The sequence below is a fragment of the Croceicoccus sp. YJ47 genome, from assembly GCF_016745095.1.
Classification (GTDB): domain Bacteria; phylum Pseudomonadota; class Alphaproteobacteria; order Sphingomonadales; family Sphingomonadaceae; genus Croceicoccus.
In genome coordinates this window covers 616,305-636,756 of record NZ_CP067087.1, presented here as the reverse complement: position 1 = coordinate 636,756, position 20,452 = coordinate 616,305, and the positions used below count along the sequence as shown (strand labels likewise).

Genomic DNA, 20,452 nt, shown 5'->3' with positions numbered 1-20,452 from the left:
CCGCAAGAAAATGGCTTTTATGCATGATGATACCCCTCATCTCGAATGTAACGATCGGAATGCGCCAGCCTTTGCCCCTGTCGATTGCATCGCAGCGCTGCGGAATCAGTCTGCCGGTTCGATCACCACCGGCTCGCCAAGCTTCAGATCTTCGAACTGGTCGCGGATGCGGTTCCAGTCGCCCACCACCACCCAGTGGATCGTGCGCGGATCGGCAAAGGCGGTCGCCGCCTGCCTCACCTCAGCCAGCGTCAATGCGCCCAGCCGCATCGGTTGGCGCACGACATCGTCATAGGGCAGGCCGCTGGAATGGGCGTCCGCCATCGCGCTCAACAATTCGCTGTTGTTTTCCAGCCGGGCCGCATTCTTGTTGGCGGCGGTGGTGACGATCCGGTCGAGCTCGGCCTGCTCGGGCGGATGCTGCGCGCTCAGCGCCCGCATCTCCTCAATCAGCTCGGCAATCGACGCGCCGCTATGCTCCCGGTCAACCGACCCTGCGATGATCCAGCGCCGCTGCGCGCGGGTGTTGTAGAGACCCGAACCGATCCCATAGGTCCAGCCCTTCTCCCCGCGCAGGTTGGTCCCGATTCGCGAGGTCAGATTGCCCCCGTAGATCTCGTTCACCACATAGGCTGCGGCATCATCGACACTGCCGGGTTCGTCTGCCGCGGGAATGACCTTGCTTGCGACGATATAGGTCTGGGTCGCTCCCGGTTTGTCGAGCACCGTGAGCGATGGGACGGGCCGGCCTTCGGCTGGCGGGATCGACAGCTCCGTCGCCTCTGCCCGCCCGGTTTTCCAGCCGCCCAGCGCCTTTTCCAGCAGCGGTTTCAGCGTCGCCATATCGGTATCGGCCGCGACATATAGCGTGGCGCGTCCGGGCCGCAGACGGGACCGCGTCCATGCTTCGAGGGCCGCGGCGTCGATCCGCTCGACCTGGTTCACGGCCTCGGCGGTGGTGGCGGCCGGGGCGTAAGGATGGCCTTCGCCGTAAATTGCGCTGTACAGGGTGCGCTGCGGACCGGCACCCCGGTTGATGCTCTCGGCATTCAGCTCATCGATGCGGGCGCTTTTGAGGCTATCCAGCGTATCGGGGGAGACTGCGGGACGGGTCAGCGCCTCTCCGAACAGTGCGATGCCGGCGGCCATGCGCGATGCGTCCCAGCCGAAGACGATGTCGGCATGATCCAGATCGATGCTCTCGTTCAGCCAGCCATTCAGCGCGTCGATCCGCTCCCGGTATGCCAGTTGCGCGCCGGTCTTGCCCCTGGCGGCCAGCATGGCGAGCGCGATCCGGGCGATCTCGCGCGACGGGCCGGCATCGCCGCCTTCCTCGAACCGAAGCAGCAGCGTGTTGGGAGACTGCCTTCGCGCGGTACCAGCACGACCCGCAATCCGTTCGACAGCCGCGCGTCTTCGATGGCGGGAAACGCAATCGGCGTGATCGGCCCCAGCGGAGGCGGTCCCGCGGCCAGATCGTAGCCATGCGGCTTAATGGTCGCCCGCAGGGCGGGGCGCGGCAGAACCGACAGATGGTGACCGGGGCGACCATATATGTCGGTCGCAACCCGGCGAACGCTGTCCACGGTGGCGCTCGACAGTGCGCGCAGATAGGATTCCGCAAAATCCGCAACCTGATTTTGCTTTGCGCCCTGCGCCTGCAAAAATGCCTTGCCGGAGGTGCTGTTCTGCAGATTGCGCAGATATCCGATGCGGGCCGTCCGCGCGTTTTCCAGTTCCTCGGACGTCGGCCCCTCTGCCGCGAATCGAGCCAGCATCGCGTCGACCTCGTCCTCGACGCGGGGCATGTCTTCGGGATCGACCCCATCGACGACAAAGCCCATCACGCTCGACAATTTGCCGATCTCGAACGTCGCGAAAGCCGATCTGGCCAGGCCCAGTTCCGAGACGAGCCGGCTCAGTCGCGATCGCGGGCCGTTCGCCATGATCTGCGCCGTGAGGTCGAGTTCCGCGATCGCGGCGGAGCCCGCCGGCGGGGCCAGATGGTTGACATAGAGCCGCCCGCCCGCAACCGCATCGAACATCTGTCGCCGGACCGGACCGGACATTCGCGGCGCTTGCGTCTGAAGCGTATCGACGGCCGGTCGTGGCTCAAGCCCCCCGAAATACCGGGTCACCAGTTCGCGCGCGTCGTCTCCCGTCACATCCCCGGCAAGGATCAGCGTAGCATTCGACGGACCGTAATAGGTATCGAACCATTGCCTCGCCGCCGCCACCGTGACGCCGCGAAGATCGGCCTCGTTCCCCACGACATTGTGGTGATAGGGGTGGCTTACCGGATACATGTCCCGATGAATGACAGCATCGACCGTGCCAAACGGTTGGCCTGCGCGCAGTGATTTTTCATTCAGGACGACATCGACCTCGCGGGCGATGCGTTCGGATGTCAGCGCCGCGCCGATGAAGCCCATGCGATCGGCTTCGAGAAACAGCACCCGTTCAAGAGCGGCGCGGGGAAAGGTTTCGAGGAACGTCGTGCTGTCCCGCGTCGTCTGCGCGTTGATCTGCGTCGCGCCCATGTCGTGCAGGGAGCGCAAGGCGTTCTGGTTCCAATGGGCGCTTCCATCGAGCGCCAGATGTTCGAACAGATGCGCATAACCATATTGGCCGGCCCGCTCGTCCTTCGAACCCACGTCATAGACGAGCGCCGCGGACACCAGCGGCACCCTGTGGCTGCTCTGAACGACGACCTTCAATCCGTTGGGCAAGGTGAAGCGCGTGACCGAATCGGTGATCGCCTGCGATGCTTCGTCAGATGCGGGCGCCTCCTGCGCGGCCGAACTGGCGGCCTGTTCCTGCGCATGGGCCGGGGCCGCCGCGATCGAAGCGATCGCCGTGGCCGTCATGAGAGCAACATCTAATAATCTTTTTCCCATTCCACGAACATTACTGATTGCGTGGCGAATGGCTTGCATCCAAATGCATAAAATATGACCGGCCTGTCCTACTCCGATGACCAGGACAATTCCAGGCTACCCGATGGCAACCCCAGTTCCGGTGGCGGGCGGACGGTGCGCGTCGTTCGCACGGTTCAGGGGCGGATCGCGGACGGAACCCTGGCGGTGGGCCAACGCCTCCCGTCGATCCGCGCGATGGCCGCCGAAATGGGTCTCAGCCGCGATACCGTGCAACGGGCTTATGACAGGCTGGTTTCAGGCGGGCACATCTACGCGCGGCGTGGATCGGGTTTCTACGTTTCGCCGCCGCGATCGCTTCCGCCGTCGTTTTCGGAGCAGGGTCCGCAAATCGACCTTGGCGCATTTCAGCTCATCCATTCCGCGCACCCGGTCAATCGCTCCCCCGGCAGCGGCGCGCTCTATCACAAGCCGTCCGAGGTCGAAGAACTGAACCGGGTGCTCAAGAGCGTTTCCGCAGGGGGGCTGCGATCATCGGGTTATGGCGATGCCGCCGGCTATCTTCGCTGCGCGAACAATTGTGCAGCAAGATCAGGGCCGAGGGGATCGACGTACCCATCGATGCGATCACCACGGTCCCTGGCTGCATTGCCGGACTGGGTGTGGTGGTCCGCTCTCTGGTGCGTCCGGGCGGGTCGGTGTTGATCGAGGATCCGGCCTCCTTCGCGCATGTCGCGTCCTTGCTGGCGCAGGGTGCGAACATCATGCGTGTCCCGCGCAGGGCCGACGGGCCGGATATCGACGTCCTGCGCACGCTCTGCGAACGTCATCGCCCGGTGGTCTTTGTGCTATCGTCGCTGATCCAGAACCCGACCGGCAGTTGTATTTCCCTCCATAATGCGCGCCAGCTCATCGAAATCGCCGCCGAGTTCGATCTGACGCTGATCGACGATGGCTTCAACGCCGATCTCCTGCCGCTCGGCAGCAGCAGGGCGCTGGCCCCGCTGATGCTCCTCGACAATCTCGACCGCGTCATTCACATCGGCGGATCGTCGCGCATTCTGGAGCCGCAGATCGGCGCGGGCTACATCGTCGCGGGAGAGCGGTATATCGACATGCTGCGGCGCTTTCGCCTGACCCACTGGCTGGGCAATATGCTCATTCAGGAGCGGGTGTTCTTCCGCTTCCTCGATGAGGGGCTCTATCGCCGCCGATGCGAACGGGTTCGTACGCAACTGGCGCATGGCGCGGGCGCATTGCGGAATATTTTCGCCGGACTTGGCGTGACGGCAGACCCCTCCATGGGCGGACCGCATCTGTGGGTCGATCTGGGTGAGGACATCGATTCTGCTGATATTGCGAGGCTGATGTCAGCGCGCGGTTTCCTGACTGCACCCGGCAGGCATTTCCGCCCACCGAAGGTAGTATCCTCGGAAATGCGCTTCAACGTCACCACCACCAGCGAAGAGGCGTTGCAGACGCTTGGCGAAGTCCTGAACAGATATTAGCGGAGGCGCGGCAGATCGCTCGCATCTGGGCGCCGATTGCAAGAGCGTGATCGTGAAAGGTATCCGCCTTATTCTGCCCGGGCCGAATTTTTTGAAAAGCGGCGCCACAACGCGCGGCGGCCTCATTCTTCGTTACAGGAGTATTTGCGCTTGTCCGCGGCCGGCGGCACTCTATTCAAGGGGTTACGTCCCCGCCCGCGGCTTGGTTGATCCCATCGATGACACGTGATTTTGACAACCGATCCTCGATGTCCATCGACACGTACCCGTTCCTTGCGGGCGGCGGCGAGCGACGGCTCTCATCCTGGCGCGCGACTGGACGGATCATCCGCTGGGTCCGCCGGATCGCTGGCCCGATACGCTCAAATCCTGCCTGAGCCTGATTCTCAATTCGCCGGAATCGATGATCCTGTGCTGGGGCGAAGAGGAGCTGACGTTCTTCTTCAACGAGGCGTATTTTCCGCTGCTCGGCCCGCGTCTCGAATGGGCGATGGGCGCACCGTTCCACGAAGTGTGGGCCGATGCGTGGGAACAGGCAAAGCCCATCATCGCGGACGCCTTCGACGGACGTTCGCAGCATTATACCGACCTGCCGTGGAAACTCGCCACGGACAGGGGGCGGGCCGAAACGTGGTTTTCCTTCTCCTATTCGCGCGTTCTCGATCCCGGCGGGGCGGTGGCGGGCCTGTTCATTTCCACCGTCGAGACCACCGATCGCGTTCTTGCCGACGAGGCATTGCGCGCGAGTGAGCGGAAATGGCGCGACATCTTCGCCACGTTGCAGGAAGGGTTCCTGATCGGCGAGCTGATCCGTGACGCGGCCGGCACGGCGATCGACTGGCGGTACGAAGAGGTGAACGATGCGTGGCACGATCTCGTCGCGGTGCCGCGCGGCCAGGCGGTCGGGCGCCGGGTGCGTGAGATCATTCCAGGCATAGAAGACGAATGGATCGCGGCATTCGCAACGGTCGTGGAAACGGGCGAGCCTGCGCGCTTTACGCAGCAGGTCGGCGAGCTGGGCCGATGGTACGATTGCGTCGCGCAGTCGATCGGCGGCGATCGGTTCACCGTGATCTTCAGCGACGCGACCGAGCGGGTGGACCGGCTCAACCGGCAGGCAGGGGTGGTCGCACTCACCGATGTTCTTCAAAACGCGTCGCTGGTGGACGATCTCATCGTATCGGCAAGCGCGGTCATCGGTCAGACGCTCGGCATCGAACTGGTCGGTTTTGGCAGCGTGGATAGCGATGCCGAGACGATCGCGGTCGAAAGCGACTGGGCCACCGCTGATGCGCTGTCCTTGTCGGGAACCCATCAATTCCGGGATTACGGGTCCTATATCGACGATCTGAAAAGCGGGGAAACCGTTATCGTGGTGGATTGTCGCACCGATCCGCGCACCCGTGACCACATCGCAGCCTTCGAGGCGCGCCGTTCCCAGGCGTTCGTGAATGTGCCCGTCATCGAGAGAGGCCGGTTCGTGGCGCTGCTCTATGCGATCTCGACACGCCCGCGAAGCTGGAGCGGGGAGGATCTTCAGTTCCTGCGGGACGCCGCGGCGCGCATCCGCGTCGCGGTGCAGCGTATCCGCGCGGAGGAACAGCAGGACATCCTGAACCGCGAGATCGTTCATCGCCTCAAAAACACGCTGGCCATGGTGCAATCGATCGCCAATCTCACGCTTCGGGATCATCTCGAACCCGGCGCGTTGAGCATATTCGCCCGTCGCCTCACCGCGCTGGGCATGGCGCAGAACGATTTGCTCGACCATTCGATCGGCCCGGCCGATCTGGGCGAGCTGATCGGGCGGGTGCTCGATGCCGTGGGCGCCACCGATCGTTTCTGCGCGAAGGGGCCACATGTGCGGCTGGGGCAGAGGTCCGCGCTGTCGACATCCTTGCTGATCCACGAACTTGCGACCAATGCGATGAAATATGGCGCGCTGTCGAGCGATGGCACCATCGCAATCGAATGGAAGCTCGTCGGGCAGGGGAAGGACCGTCAGTTGATCCTCCACTGGAACGAACGGGGCGGCCCGCCGGTCGAAGAACCCGCGACGAAAGGCTTCGGGTCGCGGCTCATCCGCATGGGGCTTGCCGGCACGGGGGGAAGTACGCTGAATTACGGACCGGGCGGATTTAATGCCTCTTTCGCGGCGCCGATTGCCGATCTCGAGCGTTCCTGACCTGCCATGATTTCACACGCTTCACCATCGAACCCTTCGGTTCTCATCCTCGTAGTGGAGGACGACCCGCTTCAGCGGCTGGGGATGATCGACCTGGTCGAGGACGCAGGCTATGGCGCGGTCGAGGCAAGGGACGCCGACGAGGCGGTTATCATCCTCGAACAGCGGGAGGACATTCGCGTCGTCTTTACCGATGTCGACATGCCCGGATCGATGGATGGCCTGCGCCTTGCCGCGGCGATCCGGAAACGTTGGCCCCCGATCGAGATTATCGTCACGTCCGGCGGTCACAAGCCTGCACTCGACGTATTGCCGGTGCGGGCGGAATTCATCCCCAAACCGATCGTTCCGGCCGATGCCATACGCTTGCTGCGCGCATTCGCCGCATAGGATGGCGGGAACGTGCGCCGGCCTGCGCGCCCTTGGAATTCAGCGGCGACGAAATTCGATCAATCCGCCGCTCTCGGTATCGTTGAGCATCCGCAAAGCCGCCCCGTCGCCCAGGACATAGGCCTGCAAGAAGCGGACCGTGATGTCGATCGCGGCGTCATAGCCAGGCTCCTGCCCATAGACGAAGTCATGCGATGCGCCGTCAACGATCGCAAGATAGCGTCCCCCAGTAGGCTCGTTCTCGAAATAGTGAACATGGGCCGCAGGATCGGGGATGAAGCTGGTTACGACATCGCGGGTGCCGGTAATCATGAGTGTCGGCACCGATACGCCTTGCAGGCCCGCATCGGTGACCACCCCGGGTATCAGTCCCGGCGAGGAAAAGGTGGCCACCGCCTTCATCGCGGGGACGCTGGCGCCGACCATGTCGCTTAGCGCGCCGCCACCGATCAGCGCGAAGAGCGAACCGTAGCTATATCCCACGCCGCCATAGGGCAGGCCGGGGAAGAGCCGGTCCGCCACGGCGGAGGTCGCCTGAAGGTCGGCGATACGCGTTGCAAATGCGGATTGCAGATCCTCGCGGTCCTGCGCCGGGTAGGTCATGGAATCGCGGTGAAGCGGGGCCACGACGGAGAATCCCGCCCCGACCAGCCGGTCGATCAACGGACGCATCATCTCCGGCGAGCCACCGGCGCCATGCGACAGGAAAAGGACGCCGCGCGGCGCCTCCACCGGGCGAAACACGGAAATGCGAAGCTCGCGCCCGTCGACAGGAACGGTCATCATCGTCGCGGCGGCAGGCGCGTCGGCGACGCTCTGCGGCGGTGAGGCCGTCCCTGTGGTGCAGGCACAGAGCGACAAGACCAGCGCGGCACTCAGGAACCGGGATTTGAGCATGGCGAACATCGTTTCCTGGTTGTGACTATCGAGAGGCTTTATACGCCCTGTTCGCGCGATCGATAGCATTTATCGTGCGTTGCGGATCGGTCTTCCCATGACTTCAGGTTCAGGGCAGGGGGCAGCGACGGCGTGCCCGCCGAGCGGGCGCACACTGCGCATGGGTTCGAGGCGCGGATCCGCGACTGGCGATGCCTGTTCCGCCGTTCGGAATGCGAGCGGGGACTGGATCGTGCCGCCGCGCTTCAGGGGCGTAAAGGCCGCGCGCGCCGGTGGGGACGGCGCCCCGAACACCTGTCCCGGTCGCGGCGCGCCGTGCGGGCAGGCGGGTCCGCCACCATGTCGAGCGCAAGCATGTTCCTAAGGATCGGTGAGCCAGGCCCGGTCGTGTTTCGGCGCGCGGCCCCTGTTTATCTCGCCCATGATGAGGGCGGGGCGCCATGCTGGTCACAATGGTATCGGCGCGGTTTCGGGGGGAGCAGATCGGGGTCGCCCATGCCAGCCCAGAGCAGACCTGCCCGGTTCCAATCTCTCCCCATGCCGGGAGAACGGCGTGGAGCGCGCTTTTCCATCACGGACTCTCCTGCGCTGTGCCTGCGGATGGCGCTACCAACGGGCCATCCCGGACCGCGGCGCCGATAGGCAGGATGTCTGCCCATGCGCGCCATGCCGCACGCGGGGCGAACGTTTGGTGTGCCCCATGCGCAGAGTATTGCGATACTGATCGGGAAACCCCGCGCCCGATCTGCCGACCATCGTGCAGGCTAGCGTTCCGCCGCGTGAAACGGCTCTGCCTTTTCGTCCCTTGGCGCGAACGAAGCGGTCAGGATCACGCGCACCGCCCATTTTCCGCGAGCAGCAGCGCGCCGGTGATCCCGGCCCTGTCTCCGAGCGAAGGGGCGACGATCCGGTGGTCCGCCGCGCCGGGGAAATAGCCCGCGCCAAGGGCCTGTGCCTTCTGGGCGATCCGGTTCATCAGCCCCGGCGTGTTCATGACACCGCCGCCCAGCACGATAAGTTGCGCCGCGATCGAGGCGTGGACGGTGTGGCACATCTGCGCGAGATATCCGGCCACCAGCCCGTGCGCTTCATGGTCGTCGGGAAGGTCGGAAAGCGTCGCTCCCCAGCGTGCCGAAATGGCCGGACCGGAGGCCAGACCTTCGAGGCAATCGCCGTGAAAGCGGCATACGCCGGGAAAGTCGCGATCCTGAATGCCGCGCCGCGGGTAGATATGGCCGAGTTCCGGATGCCTGGCGCCATGGACGAGCCGCCCGTCGATGACCGTCCCGCCGCCAATGCCCGTGCCGACCGTCACATAGGTGAGCGAGGCCGCACCCTGTCCAGCGCCGTGACGATATTCGCCGAGCGCCGCTGCGTTCACGTCGGTGTCGAACCCGACGGGAACGCAAAACGCGCGGGAGAAATATCCGGCGAGGTCGCATCGGGACCAGCCCGCCTTCGGCGTCTCCAGAATATGGCCCCATAGCGGCGCCGCGGGATCGAGTTCGACCGGCCCGAAGCTGGCGATGCCGATCGCGCAGGGTGGTCCGTGTTCTTCGAACCAGTTGCGCGCCGTGGCGAGAGTTTCATCGGGTTCGCGGGTCGGGATCGTATGTGTTGCGACAATCTCGGTCGGGCTTTCCGCGACCGTGAGGACGATCTTGGTTCCGCCCGCCTCGATCCCGCCGATCAGCGTCTTGCCCATGCATGCTCCTCCATCGCGGCCATTGCGGCGAAGGCGCATCTTGCGCGCGAATGGGCGGGTTGGAAAGTCGTGTGGGGCGCCTGTATTAATGTGTCGCATTGCCGCCTGGCGGCTTCGCGATGGAAACCATGACGGACACTCGCGGGTTGGCGAAATGGCGGGCAGGCCTCTGCAGACCCGTCGAGCAGAACGCCGCCGTGAAAGGGAAAACATGTCCAGGACCGTAGCGCATATCGTTGTCGATGCTCTCGAACAGGCGGGCGCGCGGCGCGTCTATGGCATTCCCGGCGATACGATCAATCACCTCACCGAAGCGATCGCGAAATCGGACCTGCGCTGGATCAGCGTGCGGCACGAGGAGGCGGGCGCTTTTGCCGCCGGCGGCGAGGCCTACATGACCGGAGAGCTGGCCGTGTGCGCGGGCACCTGCGGGCCGGGCTCGCTCCATTTCGTGAACGGAATCTACGAAAGCCACCGCAATGGGGCACCGGTGCTTCTCATCGCGTCGGACGTCGCGCGGACCGAAACCGGCTTCAACTTCCCGCAGGAAGTCGACCAGAAGAAGATCTACGAACAGCATTCGCATTTCTGCGAATATATTTCCCATCCCTCGCAGGCCCGCCGCATCGTGACGAAGGCCGCGCAGGCCGCTCTCACGAAAAAGGGGGTCGCGGTCGTCATCGTGAACGGCGACATGTTCAGCGAGACGGATGAGGATGCGATGGCGTGGGACATCTATCGCCCCGAACCGGTCTGCCGGCCCAACGATTCCGAAATGGCGCAGCTTGCCGAGCTGATCGATGCGGCGGGAAAGGTCACGGTCTATGCCGGGATCGGGGCACGCGACGCGCGGGCCGAGATCGTCGCCTTTTGCGAAAAGGTGAAGGCGCCGATGGTCCACACGACGCGGGCGAAGGAGTTTCTGGAGCCGGACAATCCCTTTAATGTCGGGGTCAACGGTATCCTCGGCAATCACGCGGGGGTGGAGGCGCTCGAAAGTGCCGATCTCGTGATCTCGCTGGGCTGCGATTTCGCCTATACCCAATATTATCCCGAGGCGAAGAAGATCGTGCAGATCGACATCGACCCGACCCATCTCGGCCGGCGCTCGGCCATCAGCATGGGGCTGGTCGGCGATGCGCGAACGACGCTGGCCGCGCTCACCCCGATGGTCGCGGCGAAACCGGACACGCGCCATCTCGAGGCGCAGCAGAATCAATGGCAGGACGATCTGCGCGGCTATGTCGAGGAGGGGGAGGAAAGCGATCCCACGCTCATCCACCCGCAATTCGTCGCCAACATGCTGGACGAAAAGGCCGCCGACGATGCGATTTTCGTGTCCGACGTCGGCACCGCGATGGTGTGGATGCTGCGCCACCTGCGCGCCAATGGCCGGCGCCGCTTCCTCAACAGCCTGCTCCACGGCACCATGGCGAGCGGGATGCCGCAGGCCATCGGTGCCAAGCTCGCCTATCCCGAACGACAGGTCATCGCGATGTGCGGCGATGGCGGGTTGAGCATGTTGATGGGCGATCTGCTGACGCTGGTGCAGGAGGACATCCCGCTCAAGCTGCTGGTGTTTCGCAACGACACGCTTGGCTTCGTCGAAATGGAGCAGCGTGTCGAAGGGCTGGTCGATCATTTTACCAGGCTCAGGAATCCCGACTTCCCGAAACTGGCCGAGGCGTGCGGAATCGCGAGCTGGCGGGTGGAGAACGGCGCCGATCTGGCCGGCGCGATGGAGGCGTGGCTGCGGGCCGAAGGACCTGCGCTTCTCGACGTGCGGGTGAACCAGATGGAGCTGGTCATGCCGCCCAAAATCGAGATTTCGCAAGTCGCATCGACTGCCATGTTCGGCGTGAAGGCCGTGCTCGACGGAAGGTCGGGCGAGGTGGTGGAATTGCTGCGCAACAATTTTTTGCGATAGGCGGGCGATGCGTTACGCATTTCCTGCAATGCCGTGCGGGCCTTGTTGGGCTGCATGAGACAAAGGATCGAGCAACGATGAAAAAGCCGGGTTATCTTTTCCTTCTCCTGCCCGTTTCCATGGCTCTTTCCGCGTGCGGCGACGAAGCGGCGCAGGAGCAGGGCGCGGTGCAGCAGGCCACCGTCGAGGAACCCGGTTTCGAAGACACCGCGGCAACCCCGTCGCAGCTTCGGTCAGAGGCGATGGAACTCGCGCAGCATCTGCAATCGGGCACGCTGGACATGGCGGAGAGTTCGGCCGTGCTGGAGGATCTCGACCAGCTCGTCACGGCGAATATCGCCGAATTTCCCGAAGCCATCCGTGCACAGCTGACGCAGGACATCGCGTCGGCAAAATCGGCGCTGCAGAGCAGTGACGCGGACGGCGTGGCCGAGGCCGCGGCCAGCATCGCAAGCACGCTCGCCTCCGTTCCCGCCGATGCGCAAACCGGCGCGGCGGCGGATCCGCAATTACCGGCGGGGGCTGATCCGGCCTGATCGCCGAGCGCGCGACCCTGTTCGCAGCGCCGGTTGCATGTCCGCGCCGTCGCCACCCCCGGCTTGTGTGAGGCGGCATGTTGCGCCCGGCAAAGGTGGGTGCGCTACAGCCCAATAGCGGACGGACCGGGTTCATCGCGAGCGCGCATCTCGTGATTTCTTCGATAGTCGGGAGCAGCCGGATCGAGGCGACGCGCATCTGTTGTGATGGATGAAGCGCGAGCGATGGTGGACGGTTTTCCCAACGCATGGAACCCGAACGCACCGTGTGTCGTGTGCGGGATCGAGGATGGGCCGCGGCGCCGCGCCCGGCGACGAGACGCGCCGCGCCGTTACGCCGCAGGGGCCGGCTCTTCGCCCGTTGTCGGCGCTGTGTGCGCGGTCTCACCCTCGTGCATGCGCTCCTGAAGGTCGGCGAGGATCCACACGGTCCCGCCTGCCATGATGGAGAGCAGGCACACGGAAAATAGCACCAGCAGCAGATCCTCGCGCGATTGCCCGCCCGAAAAGCTGAGATGCAGGAAATGGCGCAGGTGTGTCGCGACCTGAAGCAGCGCCGCCGCGCACACCGCGATGATCTTCACCATGGGCGCAAGCGGCGACAGCACCGCAGCGAAGGCCGCAACGGTCAAACCCACGCTGATCACGAAGCCCAGCGCATATTTGCGCAATTCCGCCTTCGCGCTTTCGCCGGGGTCCAGCTCGCCAGTATTGGGCCGGCTCATGAAAGCGGCACCAGGAAAACGAAGGAAAAAATACCGACCCAGACGAGGTCGAGAAAATGCCAGAACACGCCCAGCATGGAGAGGCGGACCTTGACCACATCGTCCAGCCCGCGCACGGCGATCTGTGCTGCGCTCGCACCGATCCACGCAATGCCAACCGCGACATGCAGCCCATGCAGCCCGACGAGCGCCCAGTACGCGCTCAGCCAGCCGCTCGCCTGCGGGATGCCGCCCTCCTGCGCCTGGTGCAGGAAATCGCGAATTTCAAAGAACAGGAACGCCGCGCCAAGCCCTGCGCAGATTGCGAGCCAGGCCACCACCTTTGCCGCGCCCCCGTCGTATTTCACCGCCAGCGACACCCCGCCATAAGCCGCCCCGCCGAGCAGGAGCAGACCTGTCTGAATCGCGATGCTGCGCAGGTCGAACAGCGCCTGCGGCCCCGGACCGCCGGCAAGGCCGACGGGATCGAGCGCGGCGGCATAGGTGGCAAACAGAATGCCGAAGATGATGAGATCGCTCATCAAAAAGACCCAGAAACCAAAGACTTTCGTTTCCGCTTGGTCATGCGCGTCGCCGTGCCCCGCGCCGAGGTTGAGACCGGGGTAAAGGCCGTTGTCGCCGTTGCTCATCCCGCGAACTCCGTGATGTCGGGAACGCCCCTGTTGCGCGGGGTCTCTTCGTCTGCCCGGCTGGCCGGAGGGGTGGTCGCGACCCATTCGCGAAATTGCCGGTCGGCGCGTTCGAGCGCGGCGGCGGGGACGATCTCGGGCTCCACCACGATCATCCCGCGCCACATCACCGCCGCCACGATCGCGAGAAGGGCGGCGATTCCCATCCACCACACATGCCACACCATCGCGAAGCCCAGCGCAAAGGCGGCGGCGGCCAGCACAACGCCAAAGCGCGTATTGGCGGGCATTTCGATGTCGGCATAATCGTCCGGCCCCTTCCACGGGTCGCCGCCGCGCTTCGCCGCGCTCCAATCGTCGCGCGCGCTGACGTCGGGGATGCGCGGGAAATTCCATGCCGGCACCGGCGCCGGGCTCGACCATTCGAGTGTCCCGCCGTTCCACGGATCGCCGCCCGGCACGGCCAGTTCCGCACGGCGGCGCCAACTGCTCCAGAATGTCCAGCCAAGGCTCACCAATGCGCACAGCATCAACACCGCGCCCATCCCCGCGACATACATCAACGGCAGGAAATCCGGGTTCTGAAACGTGGACGAACGGCGCGGCATTCCCATGAGACCCAGCACGTAGAGCGGCATGAAGGTCAGCAGGAAACCGCCGACAAACAAACAGGCCGTGCGCCGTCCCCATGTTTCGCAAAGGCGAAAGCCGAACGCCTTGGGGAACCAGTAATGAATGCCCGCCAGCATTCCGTAAAGCACGCCGGGAATGATCACGTTGTGAAAATGCGCGACGAGGAAGGTGGAATTGTGCACCTGGTAATCGATGGACGGATTGGCGAGGATGATCCCCGACAGCCCGCCGATCACGAAGAGCATGAAGAACCCGATGAGATAGACTATCGGCGTGGTGATGCGCACCTGTCCGCGCCACATCGTCGCCATCCAGTCGTAGATCTTCACCCCCGTCGGCACGCCGATGATCATGGTGGCGATGCCGAACGCGATATTGACGCCCGCGCTTTGCCCCATGGTGAAGAAATGGTGCAGCCACACGGTAAAGCTGACGACCGCGATGCTCATGCTGGCGATCACGAGCGACGTGTAGCCGTAGAGCTTCTTTCCCGAAAAGGTCGAGCTGATTTCCGAGAACACGCCGAACGCCGGGAGGATCAGGATATAGACCTCCGGATGGCCGAACATCCAGAAGATGTTGGCGTAATTCATCATGTTGCCGCCCGCGCCATTCGTGAAGAAATGAAAGCCCGCATAGCGGTCGAGCATGAGCATCGCGCTCGACACGGTGAGCGCGGGCATCGCGTAGATCAGCATGATGGCAACGCATAGCGACGTCCAGCAGAACAGCGGCATGCGCATGAAATGCATGCCCGGCGCGCGCTTCTTAAAGATCGTGACCGCGAAATTCATGCCCGTCAGCGTGGACCCGACGCCCGAAATCGCGATGGCCCAGAGCCAGTAATCGACCCCTTCGCCGGGGCTGTACGCGATGCCGGTATAGGGGGGGTACATCGTCCATCCCCCGGTCCCGAACTTCCCGATGAGTAGCGACACCATCACCAGCGCCGCCCCCGCTGCCGTCAGCCCCAGGCTGACCTGATTGAGCACGGGGAACGCCATGTCGCGCGCGCCCAGTTGCTGCGGAAGCACGAAATTTATGAGGCCGATGAGCAGCGGCATCGCGACGAAGAAGATCATGATCGTGCCATGCGTGCTGAACAGCTGCGCAAAATGATCGGGCGCGACGAGGCCGCTTTCCGGCGCGGACAGCGTGCCCAGGGCCGTCGCCTGATGCGCGCGCATGACGAAGCCTTCGACAATGCCGCGCGCCATCATCACCAGTGCCAGCACGATATACATGATGCCGATCTTCTTCGCGTCCGCAGACGTCAGCCAGTCCCGGAAAAGCGGCCCCCACCCCCCCATCCGCGTGATGAGCGCGACCGCGCCGAGCGTGCCGAGCACGAGAACCGTCGCTGCGCCCGCGCCGACGATCGTGCTGCTCGTCACCTCGTGCAAAAGATCGGTATAGGGCGTGACGGTCCAGTCGAGCCGGCCGAAGATCGGGCTGGTGGGCTGGCTCATTCATCGCCTCCCTGCGGGCGAGGGGGGAGGCCGGTGCCGCCGAGTGCGCCCGATCCGCCGCCATCGGTCGCGTGATATTTCGCGACGACACGCTCGAACATATCCGGAATGGGCAGCGCGAAATAAAGCGGCGTCGCCGCCCGGCTGAGGCCCAGTTCCCCGCGCGCCTCGGCAAGGACCGACCGGTGCCGCAGGATGCGGTATGTCGCCGCGTCGAGCATGGGTGCGCGGCGCGCGTCGGCGAGCCATGCGGCATGGCGGGCCGGTGCCATGGCGGTGACGGTGAATTTCTGCCGCCCGAAGCCGGCGCCATTGAATTGCGTGTTCTCACCCTCGGCCACGCCGGTGCGCGTTGCGGCGAAATTGAGCTTCGTCGTCATGCCCGGCATGGCATAGATCTGCCCGGTGAGCGGCGCGATCAGCATGCTTTGCATCACCGTGTCGGTCGTGAGCGTGAGTTCCACCGGCCGCCCCACCGGGATGGCGAGCGCGTTCACGGTCGCCACACCCTCGTCTGGGTAGAGGAACACCCATTTCCAGTCGAGCCCGATCGCCTGTATCCGAAGCGGCTGCGGACCCATTGGTTCGTAGGGATCGAGCCGGTTCGTCGAATACCAAAGCCAGCTCGCGAGCACGATCACCACCGCCACGGGAACGCCCCACAACAGCCATTCCAGCTTGGCCGAATAATCCCATTCCGGCGTATATTTCGCCCCCTTCGCGCCGATACGGTAGCGCCAGACGAGCAAGGGCACCCCGATGAGGACGGGAAGGATCACGACCATGGCAATCGCGATCACGCGCCAGAGATGGGCCGCCTGTTCCTCGGCCACCGGGCCCATCGGTTGCAGGAAGGATTGCGTCGGCGCCGCCATCGCGGCCTGCGGCAACAGCATGCCGAGCAGCAGAACGATGCCAGTGCAGACAGGGACGGACCGGAGCGCCGCCTGCACCAATTTTCCTGAAGTCTCCGAATGCACAGCCTGCCCAGCGATCGTGATGCTCTCTACGCTTTCGCTGCCTGTTTCACGCGGCCGGGTCAATCCATGACGCGACGGGCCACGGGGCGGTCAAGGGCACGAAAATCGCGCCCGCGCGTCGTGCGATCCATAGCCGCGCGATGACGATGCCGCATCGGCGCATCGTCGGGGGCGAGCGTCGGCGTCCGCGCATTTGCCCACGATGTCTGCGCAGTGGTCAACGGGGGGCAAACGGGGTACGATGGCGTCATGGCAGGCCATCACGCAGACTCCGTCGAAGCGGTCTTGCAATCGTCGTCGAGTGCCGCGCAATCCTTTGTCGCGGCCAGCTGGTGCCGTTCGGGGCTGAAGCACGGGCTCGTGCCGAGCGCGGACCGTGCCGCCGAGCTGGTGCCCGGCGCCGACCTCGCGCAGCGGCGGCAGCGGCACGAGCTCCTGCTGTGCGTGGCGCGCCCGCTGCTCGATCAGCTGTTTCAGACCGTTGCCGCCACCGGCTGCGCGGTCATGCTCTCGGACAATGACGGCGTCATTCTCGAAGCGCGCAGCAGCGCAGGCGACCGCGCGACATTCGATCAGGTCGGCCTGACGCCGGGCGGGGTCTGGAGCGAGAGCCGCGAGGGCACCAATGGCATCGGCACCTGTCTCGAAGAAGGCCGGCCGGTCACGATCCACCGCGACGAGCATTTCGCCAGCCGCAACATCGGCATCAGCTGCATGGACGCGCCGGTGCGGGATGCGACGGGGCGCCTGGTGGGCGCGCTCGACATTTCCAGTTGCCGGGCGGACCACACCGCGGCGATGGGGTCGCTGGTGCAGAAAATCGTGCAGGATGCGGCGCGCCGGATCGAGAGCGGGGTTTTCCGCCAGTATTTCGCAGGGCATCGCATCATCGACGCGAACCTTCCCGGCGGCGATGCGGCCTTGCTCGCGGTCGACCGGGACGATCTCGTCATCGGTGCCACCCATGCCGCGCGGCATCGCTTCACCCTGAGCGACGCTTGCCTGACCGGTTGCCGCAGCGCTGCGGACATCCTCGGCGGGGAGGAGGCGGTATCGTTCCGCGACTCGGAACGCACGGTGTTGCGCCGTGCGCTCGCACAGGCCGATGGCAATGCGACACAGGCGGCCAGGGCGCTCGGCATCGGTCGGGCGACGCTTTATCGGCGCATGGAAAAGGTCGGTCTCGTTCGCGGCTGACGCTCTTTGTCCGCAACTGTCTCGATAGCGAGACAGTTGCGCGTCCCTCCGGCCCGCCCCCTCTTTCCATCGGTGCGGTAGTGCGAAACCATCGTCCTTGCGACCGGGAGCAACCGGCGATTGTGACGAGGATGAACTGATGGACATGCAAACCAATCCGGCGGCGTCGATGACCGCGCCTTTTGCGGACAGATACGACAATTTCATCGGCGGTCAGTGGACCGCACCGCGCGACGGGCGCTATTTCGACAATATCTCCTCCATAACCGGCAAGTCGGTCGGCAAGGTGGCGCGCAGCCAGGCGGTCGATATCGAGGCCGCGCTCGACGCAGCGCATGCGGCGAGGGACGCCTGGGCCCGCACCAGCGTGGGCGAACGCGCGTTGATCCTCCATCGCATCGCCGACCGGATGGAGGAAAATCTCCAGACGCTCGCGATCGCCGAAACATGGGACAATGGAAAGCCGCTGCGCGAGACGATGGCGGCGGACATTCCGCTCGCCATCGATCATTTCCGCTATTTCGCGGGGTGCATCCGCGCGCAGGAAGGCGGCATTTCGGAAATCGACCATGACACCGTCGCCTATCATTTCCACGAACCGCTGGGCGTGGTGGGACAGATCATCCCGTGGAACTTTCCGATATTGATGGCGGTGTGGAAACTCGCTCCGGCGCTTGCGGCGGGCAATTGCGTGGTCCTGAAACCGGCCGAGCAGACCCCGGCCTCGATCATGGTGCTGGTCGAACTGATCGGCGATCTGCTGCCCGCGGGCGTGCTCAATGTCGTCAACGGCTTTGGCGTGGAGGCGGGAAAACCGCTCGCCAGCAGCAATCGCATCGCCAAGATCGCCTTTACCGGCGAGACGACGACGGGCCGGCTCATCATGCAATATGCGAGCGAGAACCTGATCCCCGTCACGCTGGAGCTGGGCGGCAAGAGCCCGAACATCTTCTTCGAAGACGTGTGCCGCCACGACGACGATTTTTTCGACAAGGCGATCGAGGGGCTGGTGATGTTCGCGCTCAACCAGGGGGAGGTGTGCACCTGCCCGAGTCGGGCGCTCATCCATGAAAGCATCTATGACCGGTTCATGGAACGCGCGATCGCGCGGGTGGAGGCGATCAAGGCGGGCAACCCGCTCGACATGGAGACCATGATCGGTGCGCAGGCCTCGTCCGAGCAGCAGCAGAAGATCCTCTCCTATATCGATATCGGCAGGCAGGAAGGCGCCGAATTGCTGACCGGCGGCGAGGCGGCGCGCTTCGATGGCGAGATTGCGGGCGGCTATTACGTGAAGCCGACGGTGTTTCGCGGCAACAACCGGATGCGCATCTTTCAGGAGGAAATCTTCGGCCCCGTCCTGTCCGTCACCACGTTCCGGGACGATGACGAGGCGCTGCGGATCGCCAATGACACGCTCTATGGCCTCGGCGCCGGGGTGTGGAGCCGAGATGCCAACACCTGTTACCGGTTCGGGCGTGCGATCCGGGCCGGGCGGGTGTGGACCAATTGCTACCACGCCTATCCCGCGCATGCGGCGTTCGGCGGTTACAAGCAATCCGGCATCGGGCGCGAGAACCACCGCATGATGCTCGACCATTATCAGCAGACGAAGAACATGCTGGTCAGTTACAGCCCGAAGAAACTCGGTTTCTTCTGAGGCGCTACCGCTCGCGATGCGGCGAATGTCCGCCGCATCGCATCCCGCATTCAAAAATCGAGGAGAGATGTCATGAGCAAGACCATGAAAGCCGCCGTCGTGCGCGCATTCGGCGAACCGTTGCGGATCGAGGAAGCGCCGGTGCCCGAGGTGCAGCCCGGCATGATCCAGGTCGCGATCCAGGCGTCCGGCGTGTGCCACACCGATCTGCACGCCGCGGAAGGCGACTGGCCCGTCAAACCCGAACCGCCCTTCATTCCCGGACACGAGGGCGTGGGCTTCGTCTCCGCCGTGGGGAAGGGCGTGACCCACGTGAAGGAAGGGGACCGGGTCGGCGTGCCGTGGCTCTATACCGCGTGCGGCCATTGCACGCATTGCCTCGGCGGATGGGAAACGCTCTGCGAAAGCCAGCTCAACACCGGATATTCGGTGAACGGCGGTTTCGCGGATTACGTGCTGGCCGACCCGAACTATGTCGGTCACCTGCCGGACAACATCGGCTTTAACGAGATCGCGCCGGTGCTGTGCGCCGGGGTCACGGTCTACAAGGGGCTGAAGATGACCGACACGAAGCCGGGCGATGCGGTGGTGATCTCCGGCATTGGTGGGCTCGGTCACATGGCGGTGCAATATGCGGTCGCGATGGGGCTGAACGTGGTGGCGGTCGACGTGGACGAGGCAAAGCTCGACCTCGCGCGCAGGCTGGGCGCCGTGGGTACGGTCAACGCGCGGACCGAGAGCGACCCCGCCGCCGCGGTCAAGCGGATGACCGGGGCGGCGCGCGCGCCGCGCTGGTGACCGCGGTGAGCGAGACGGCCTTCGAACAGGCGGTCGGCATGGTCGGGCGCGGCGGGACGGTGGCGCTCAACGGCCTGCCGCCGGGGGATTTTCCGCTCAACATCTTTGGCATGGTGCTGAACGGTATCACGGTGCGCGGCTCGATCGTGGGCACGCGGCTCGATCTTCAGGAATCGCTCGATTTCGCGGGCGACGGGAAGGTGAAGGCGACGATTTCCACCGCCCGGCTCGACGATGTGAACGCCGTGTTCGACCGGATGCGCAAGGGGCAGATCGAAGGGCGCGTCGTGCTCGACCTGACCCAATGACAGGCGCCGCCCCGGGGCCGGGGCGCGGG

Annotated in this window: 17 protein-coding genes and 1 pseudogene; 9 read left to right on the top strand and 9 right to left on the bottom strand. The window is 64.6% G+C overall.

The genetic code is table 11. From position 1 onward, the window contains the following. Window positions 1-105 precede the first annotated feature (105 nt). On the bottom strand, window positions 106-1,281 hold the full coding sequence (locus JD971_RS03055) for a pitrilysin family protein (RefSeq protein WP_202085854.1): 1,176 nt from the start codon (window positions 1,279-1,281) through the stop codon (window positions 106-108). Next, window positions 1,218-2,867, bottom strand: coding sequence for a pitrilysin family protein (locus JD971_RS03050; protein WP_202085852.1), 1,650 nt, complete (start codon window positions 2,865-2,867; stop codon window positions 1,218-1,220). Before JD971_RS03050 ends, JD971_RS03055 begins: the two co-directional genes overlap by 64 nt. 84 nt (window positions 2,868-2,951) lie before the next feature. Here JD971_RS03050 and JD971_RS03045 point away from each other — a divergent pair, with 84 nt between their 5' ends. The 4 genes from JD971_RS03045 (at window position 2,952) to JD971_RS03020 (ending at window position 6,959) form a co-directional block, all read left to right on the top strand. After that, complete coding sequence (locus JD971_RS03045; protein WP_202085850.1) at window positions 2,952-3,581, top strand: GntR family transcriptional regulator; 630 nt, start codon at window positions 2,952-2,954, stop codon at window positions 3,579-3,581. After that, complete coding sequence (locus tag JD971_RS03040; protein ID WP_236672360.1) at window positions 3,467-4,384, top strand: aminotransferase class I/II-fold pyridoxal phosphate-dependent enzyme; 918 nt, start codon at window positions 3,467-3,469, stop codon at window positions 4,382-4,384. Before JD971_RS03045 ends, JD971_RS03040 begins: the two co-directional genes overlap by 115 nt. A gap of 403 nt (window positions 4,385-4,787) precedes the next feature. Continuing rightward, the gene (locus JD971_RS16455; RefSeq protein WP_236672240.1) at window positions 4,788-6,569 is read left to right on the top strand and encodes a sensor histidine kinase; all 1,782 of its coding nucleotides are present in this window, start codon (window positions 4,788-4,790) and stop codon (window positions 6,567-6,569) included. 6 nt (window positions 6,570-6,575) lie between these two features. After that, the gene (locus JD971_RS03020; protein ID WP_202085848.1) at window positions 6,576-6,959 is read left to right on the top strand and encodes a response regulator; all 384 of its coding nucleotides are present in this window, start codon (window positions 6,576-6,578) and stop codon (window positions 6,957-6,959) included. Between the two features lie 39 nt (window positions 6,960-6,998). Here the strand turns inward: JD971_RS03020 and JD971_RS03015 are convergent, their stop codons facing one another. The 3 genes from JD971_RS03015 to JD971_RS03010 form a co-directional block, all read right to left on the bottom strand. After that, window positions 6,999-7,856: an alpha/beta hydrolase gene (locus tag JD971_RS03015; protein ID WP_202085845.1), complete on the bottom strand. Its 858-nt coding sequence runs from the start codon at window positions 7,854-7,856 to the stop codon at window positions 6,999-7,001. Window positions 7,857-8,427: 571 nt separating this feature from the next. Beyond that, entirely contained in the window at window positions 8,428-8,601 is a 174-nt protein-coding gene (locus tag JD971_RS17035) for a DUF3649 domain-containing protein (RefSeq protein ID WP_371809734.1), read from the bottom strand. 84 nt (window positions 8,602-8,685) lie between these two features. Then, window positions 8,686-9,561 (bottom strand): ROK family protein, encoded by an 876-nt coding sequence (locus JD971_RS03010; protein ID WP_202085843.1) that lies wholly within the window; start codon window positions 9,559-9,561, stop codon window positions 8,686-8,688. A gap of 211 nt (window positions 9,562-9,772) precedes the next feature. Here JD971_RS03010 and JD971_RS03005 point away from each other — a divergent pair, with 211 nt between their 5' ends. Beyond that, complete coding sequence (locus JD971_RS03005) at window positions 9,773-11,488, top strand: thiamine pyrophosphate-dependent enzyme (protein WP_202085841.1); 1,716 nt, start codon at window positions 9,773-9,775, stop codon at window positions 11,486-11,488. A 77-nt stretch (window positions 11,489-11,565) separates the two neighbouring features. Next, window positions 11,566-12,024 (top strand): hypothetical protein, encoded by a 459-nt coding sequence (locus tag JD971_RS03000; protein WP_202085838.1) that lies wholly within the window; start codon window positions 11,566-11,568, stop codon window positions 12,022-12,024. A gap of 332 nt (window positions 12,025-12,356) precedes the next feature. On the opposite strand, the gene JD971_RS02995 is transcribed toward JD971_RS03000, so the two are convergent. The 4 genes from JD971_RS02995 to JD971_RS02980 are packed head-to-tail and all read right to left on the bottom strand — an operon-like array spanning window position 12,357 to window position 16,433. Continuing rightward, window positions 12,357-12,749 (bottom strand): cytochrome o ubiquinol/quinol oxidase subunit IV, encoded by a 393-nt coding sequence (locus JD971_RS02995; protein ID WP_202085836.1) that lies wholly within the window; start codon window positions 12,747-12,749, stop codon window positions 12,357-12,359. Then, on the bottom strand, window positions 12,746-13,378 hold the full coding sequence (locus JD971_RS02990) for a cytochrome c oxidase subunit 3 (protein WP_202085834.1): 633 nt from the start codon (window positions 13,376-13,378) through the stop codon (window positions 12,746-12,748). The genes JD971_RS02995 and JD971_RS02990 overlap by 4 nt, the downstream gene beginning before the upstream one ends. Next, complete coding sequence (locus JD971_RS02985) at window positions 13,375-15,480, bottom strand: cbb3-type cytochrome c oxidase subunit I (protein WP_202085832.1); 2,106 nt, start codon at window positions 15,478-15,480, stop codon at window positions 13,375-13,377. Before JD971_RS02985 ends, JD971_RS02990 begins: the two co-directional genes overlap by 4 nt. After that, entirely contained in the window at window positions 15,477-16,433 is a 957-nt protein-coding gene (locus JD971_RS02980) for a cytochrome c oxidase subunit II (RefSeq protein ID WP_202085830.1), read from the bottom strand. The genes JD971_RS02985 and JD971_RS02980 overlap by 4 nt, the downstream gene beginning before the upstream one ends. 312 nt (window positions 16,434-16,745) lie before the next feature. Here JD971_RS02980 and JD971_RS02975 point away from each other — a divergent pair, with 312 nt between their 5' ends. The 3 genes and pseudogenes from JD971_RS02975 to adhP all read left to right on the top strand — a co-directional run bounded on the left by JD971_RS02975 (window position 16,746) and on the right by adhP (window position 20,423). Then, window positions 16,746-17,657 carry a GAF domain-containing protein gene (locus JD971_RS02975; protein WP_371809705.1) on the top strand — a complete coding sequence of 304 codons (912 nt, stop codon included), beginning with the start codon at window positions 16,746-16,748 and terminating at the stop codon, window positions 17,655-17,657. Between the two features lie 139 nt (window positions 17,658-17,796). Beyond that, window positions 17,797-19,317, top strand: coding sequence for an aldehyde dehydrogenase (gene adh / locus JD971_RS02970; RefSeq protein ID WP_202085825.1), 1,521 nt, complete (start codon window positions 17,797-17,799; stop codon window positions 19,315-19,317). Window positions 19,318-19,389: 72 nt separating this feature from the next. Next, window positions 19,390-20,423 (top strand): annotated as a pseudogene (gene adhP / locus JD971_RS02965) (alcohol dehydrogenase AdhP). Window positions 20,424-20,452 lie beyond the last annotated feature (29 nt).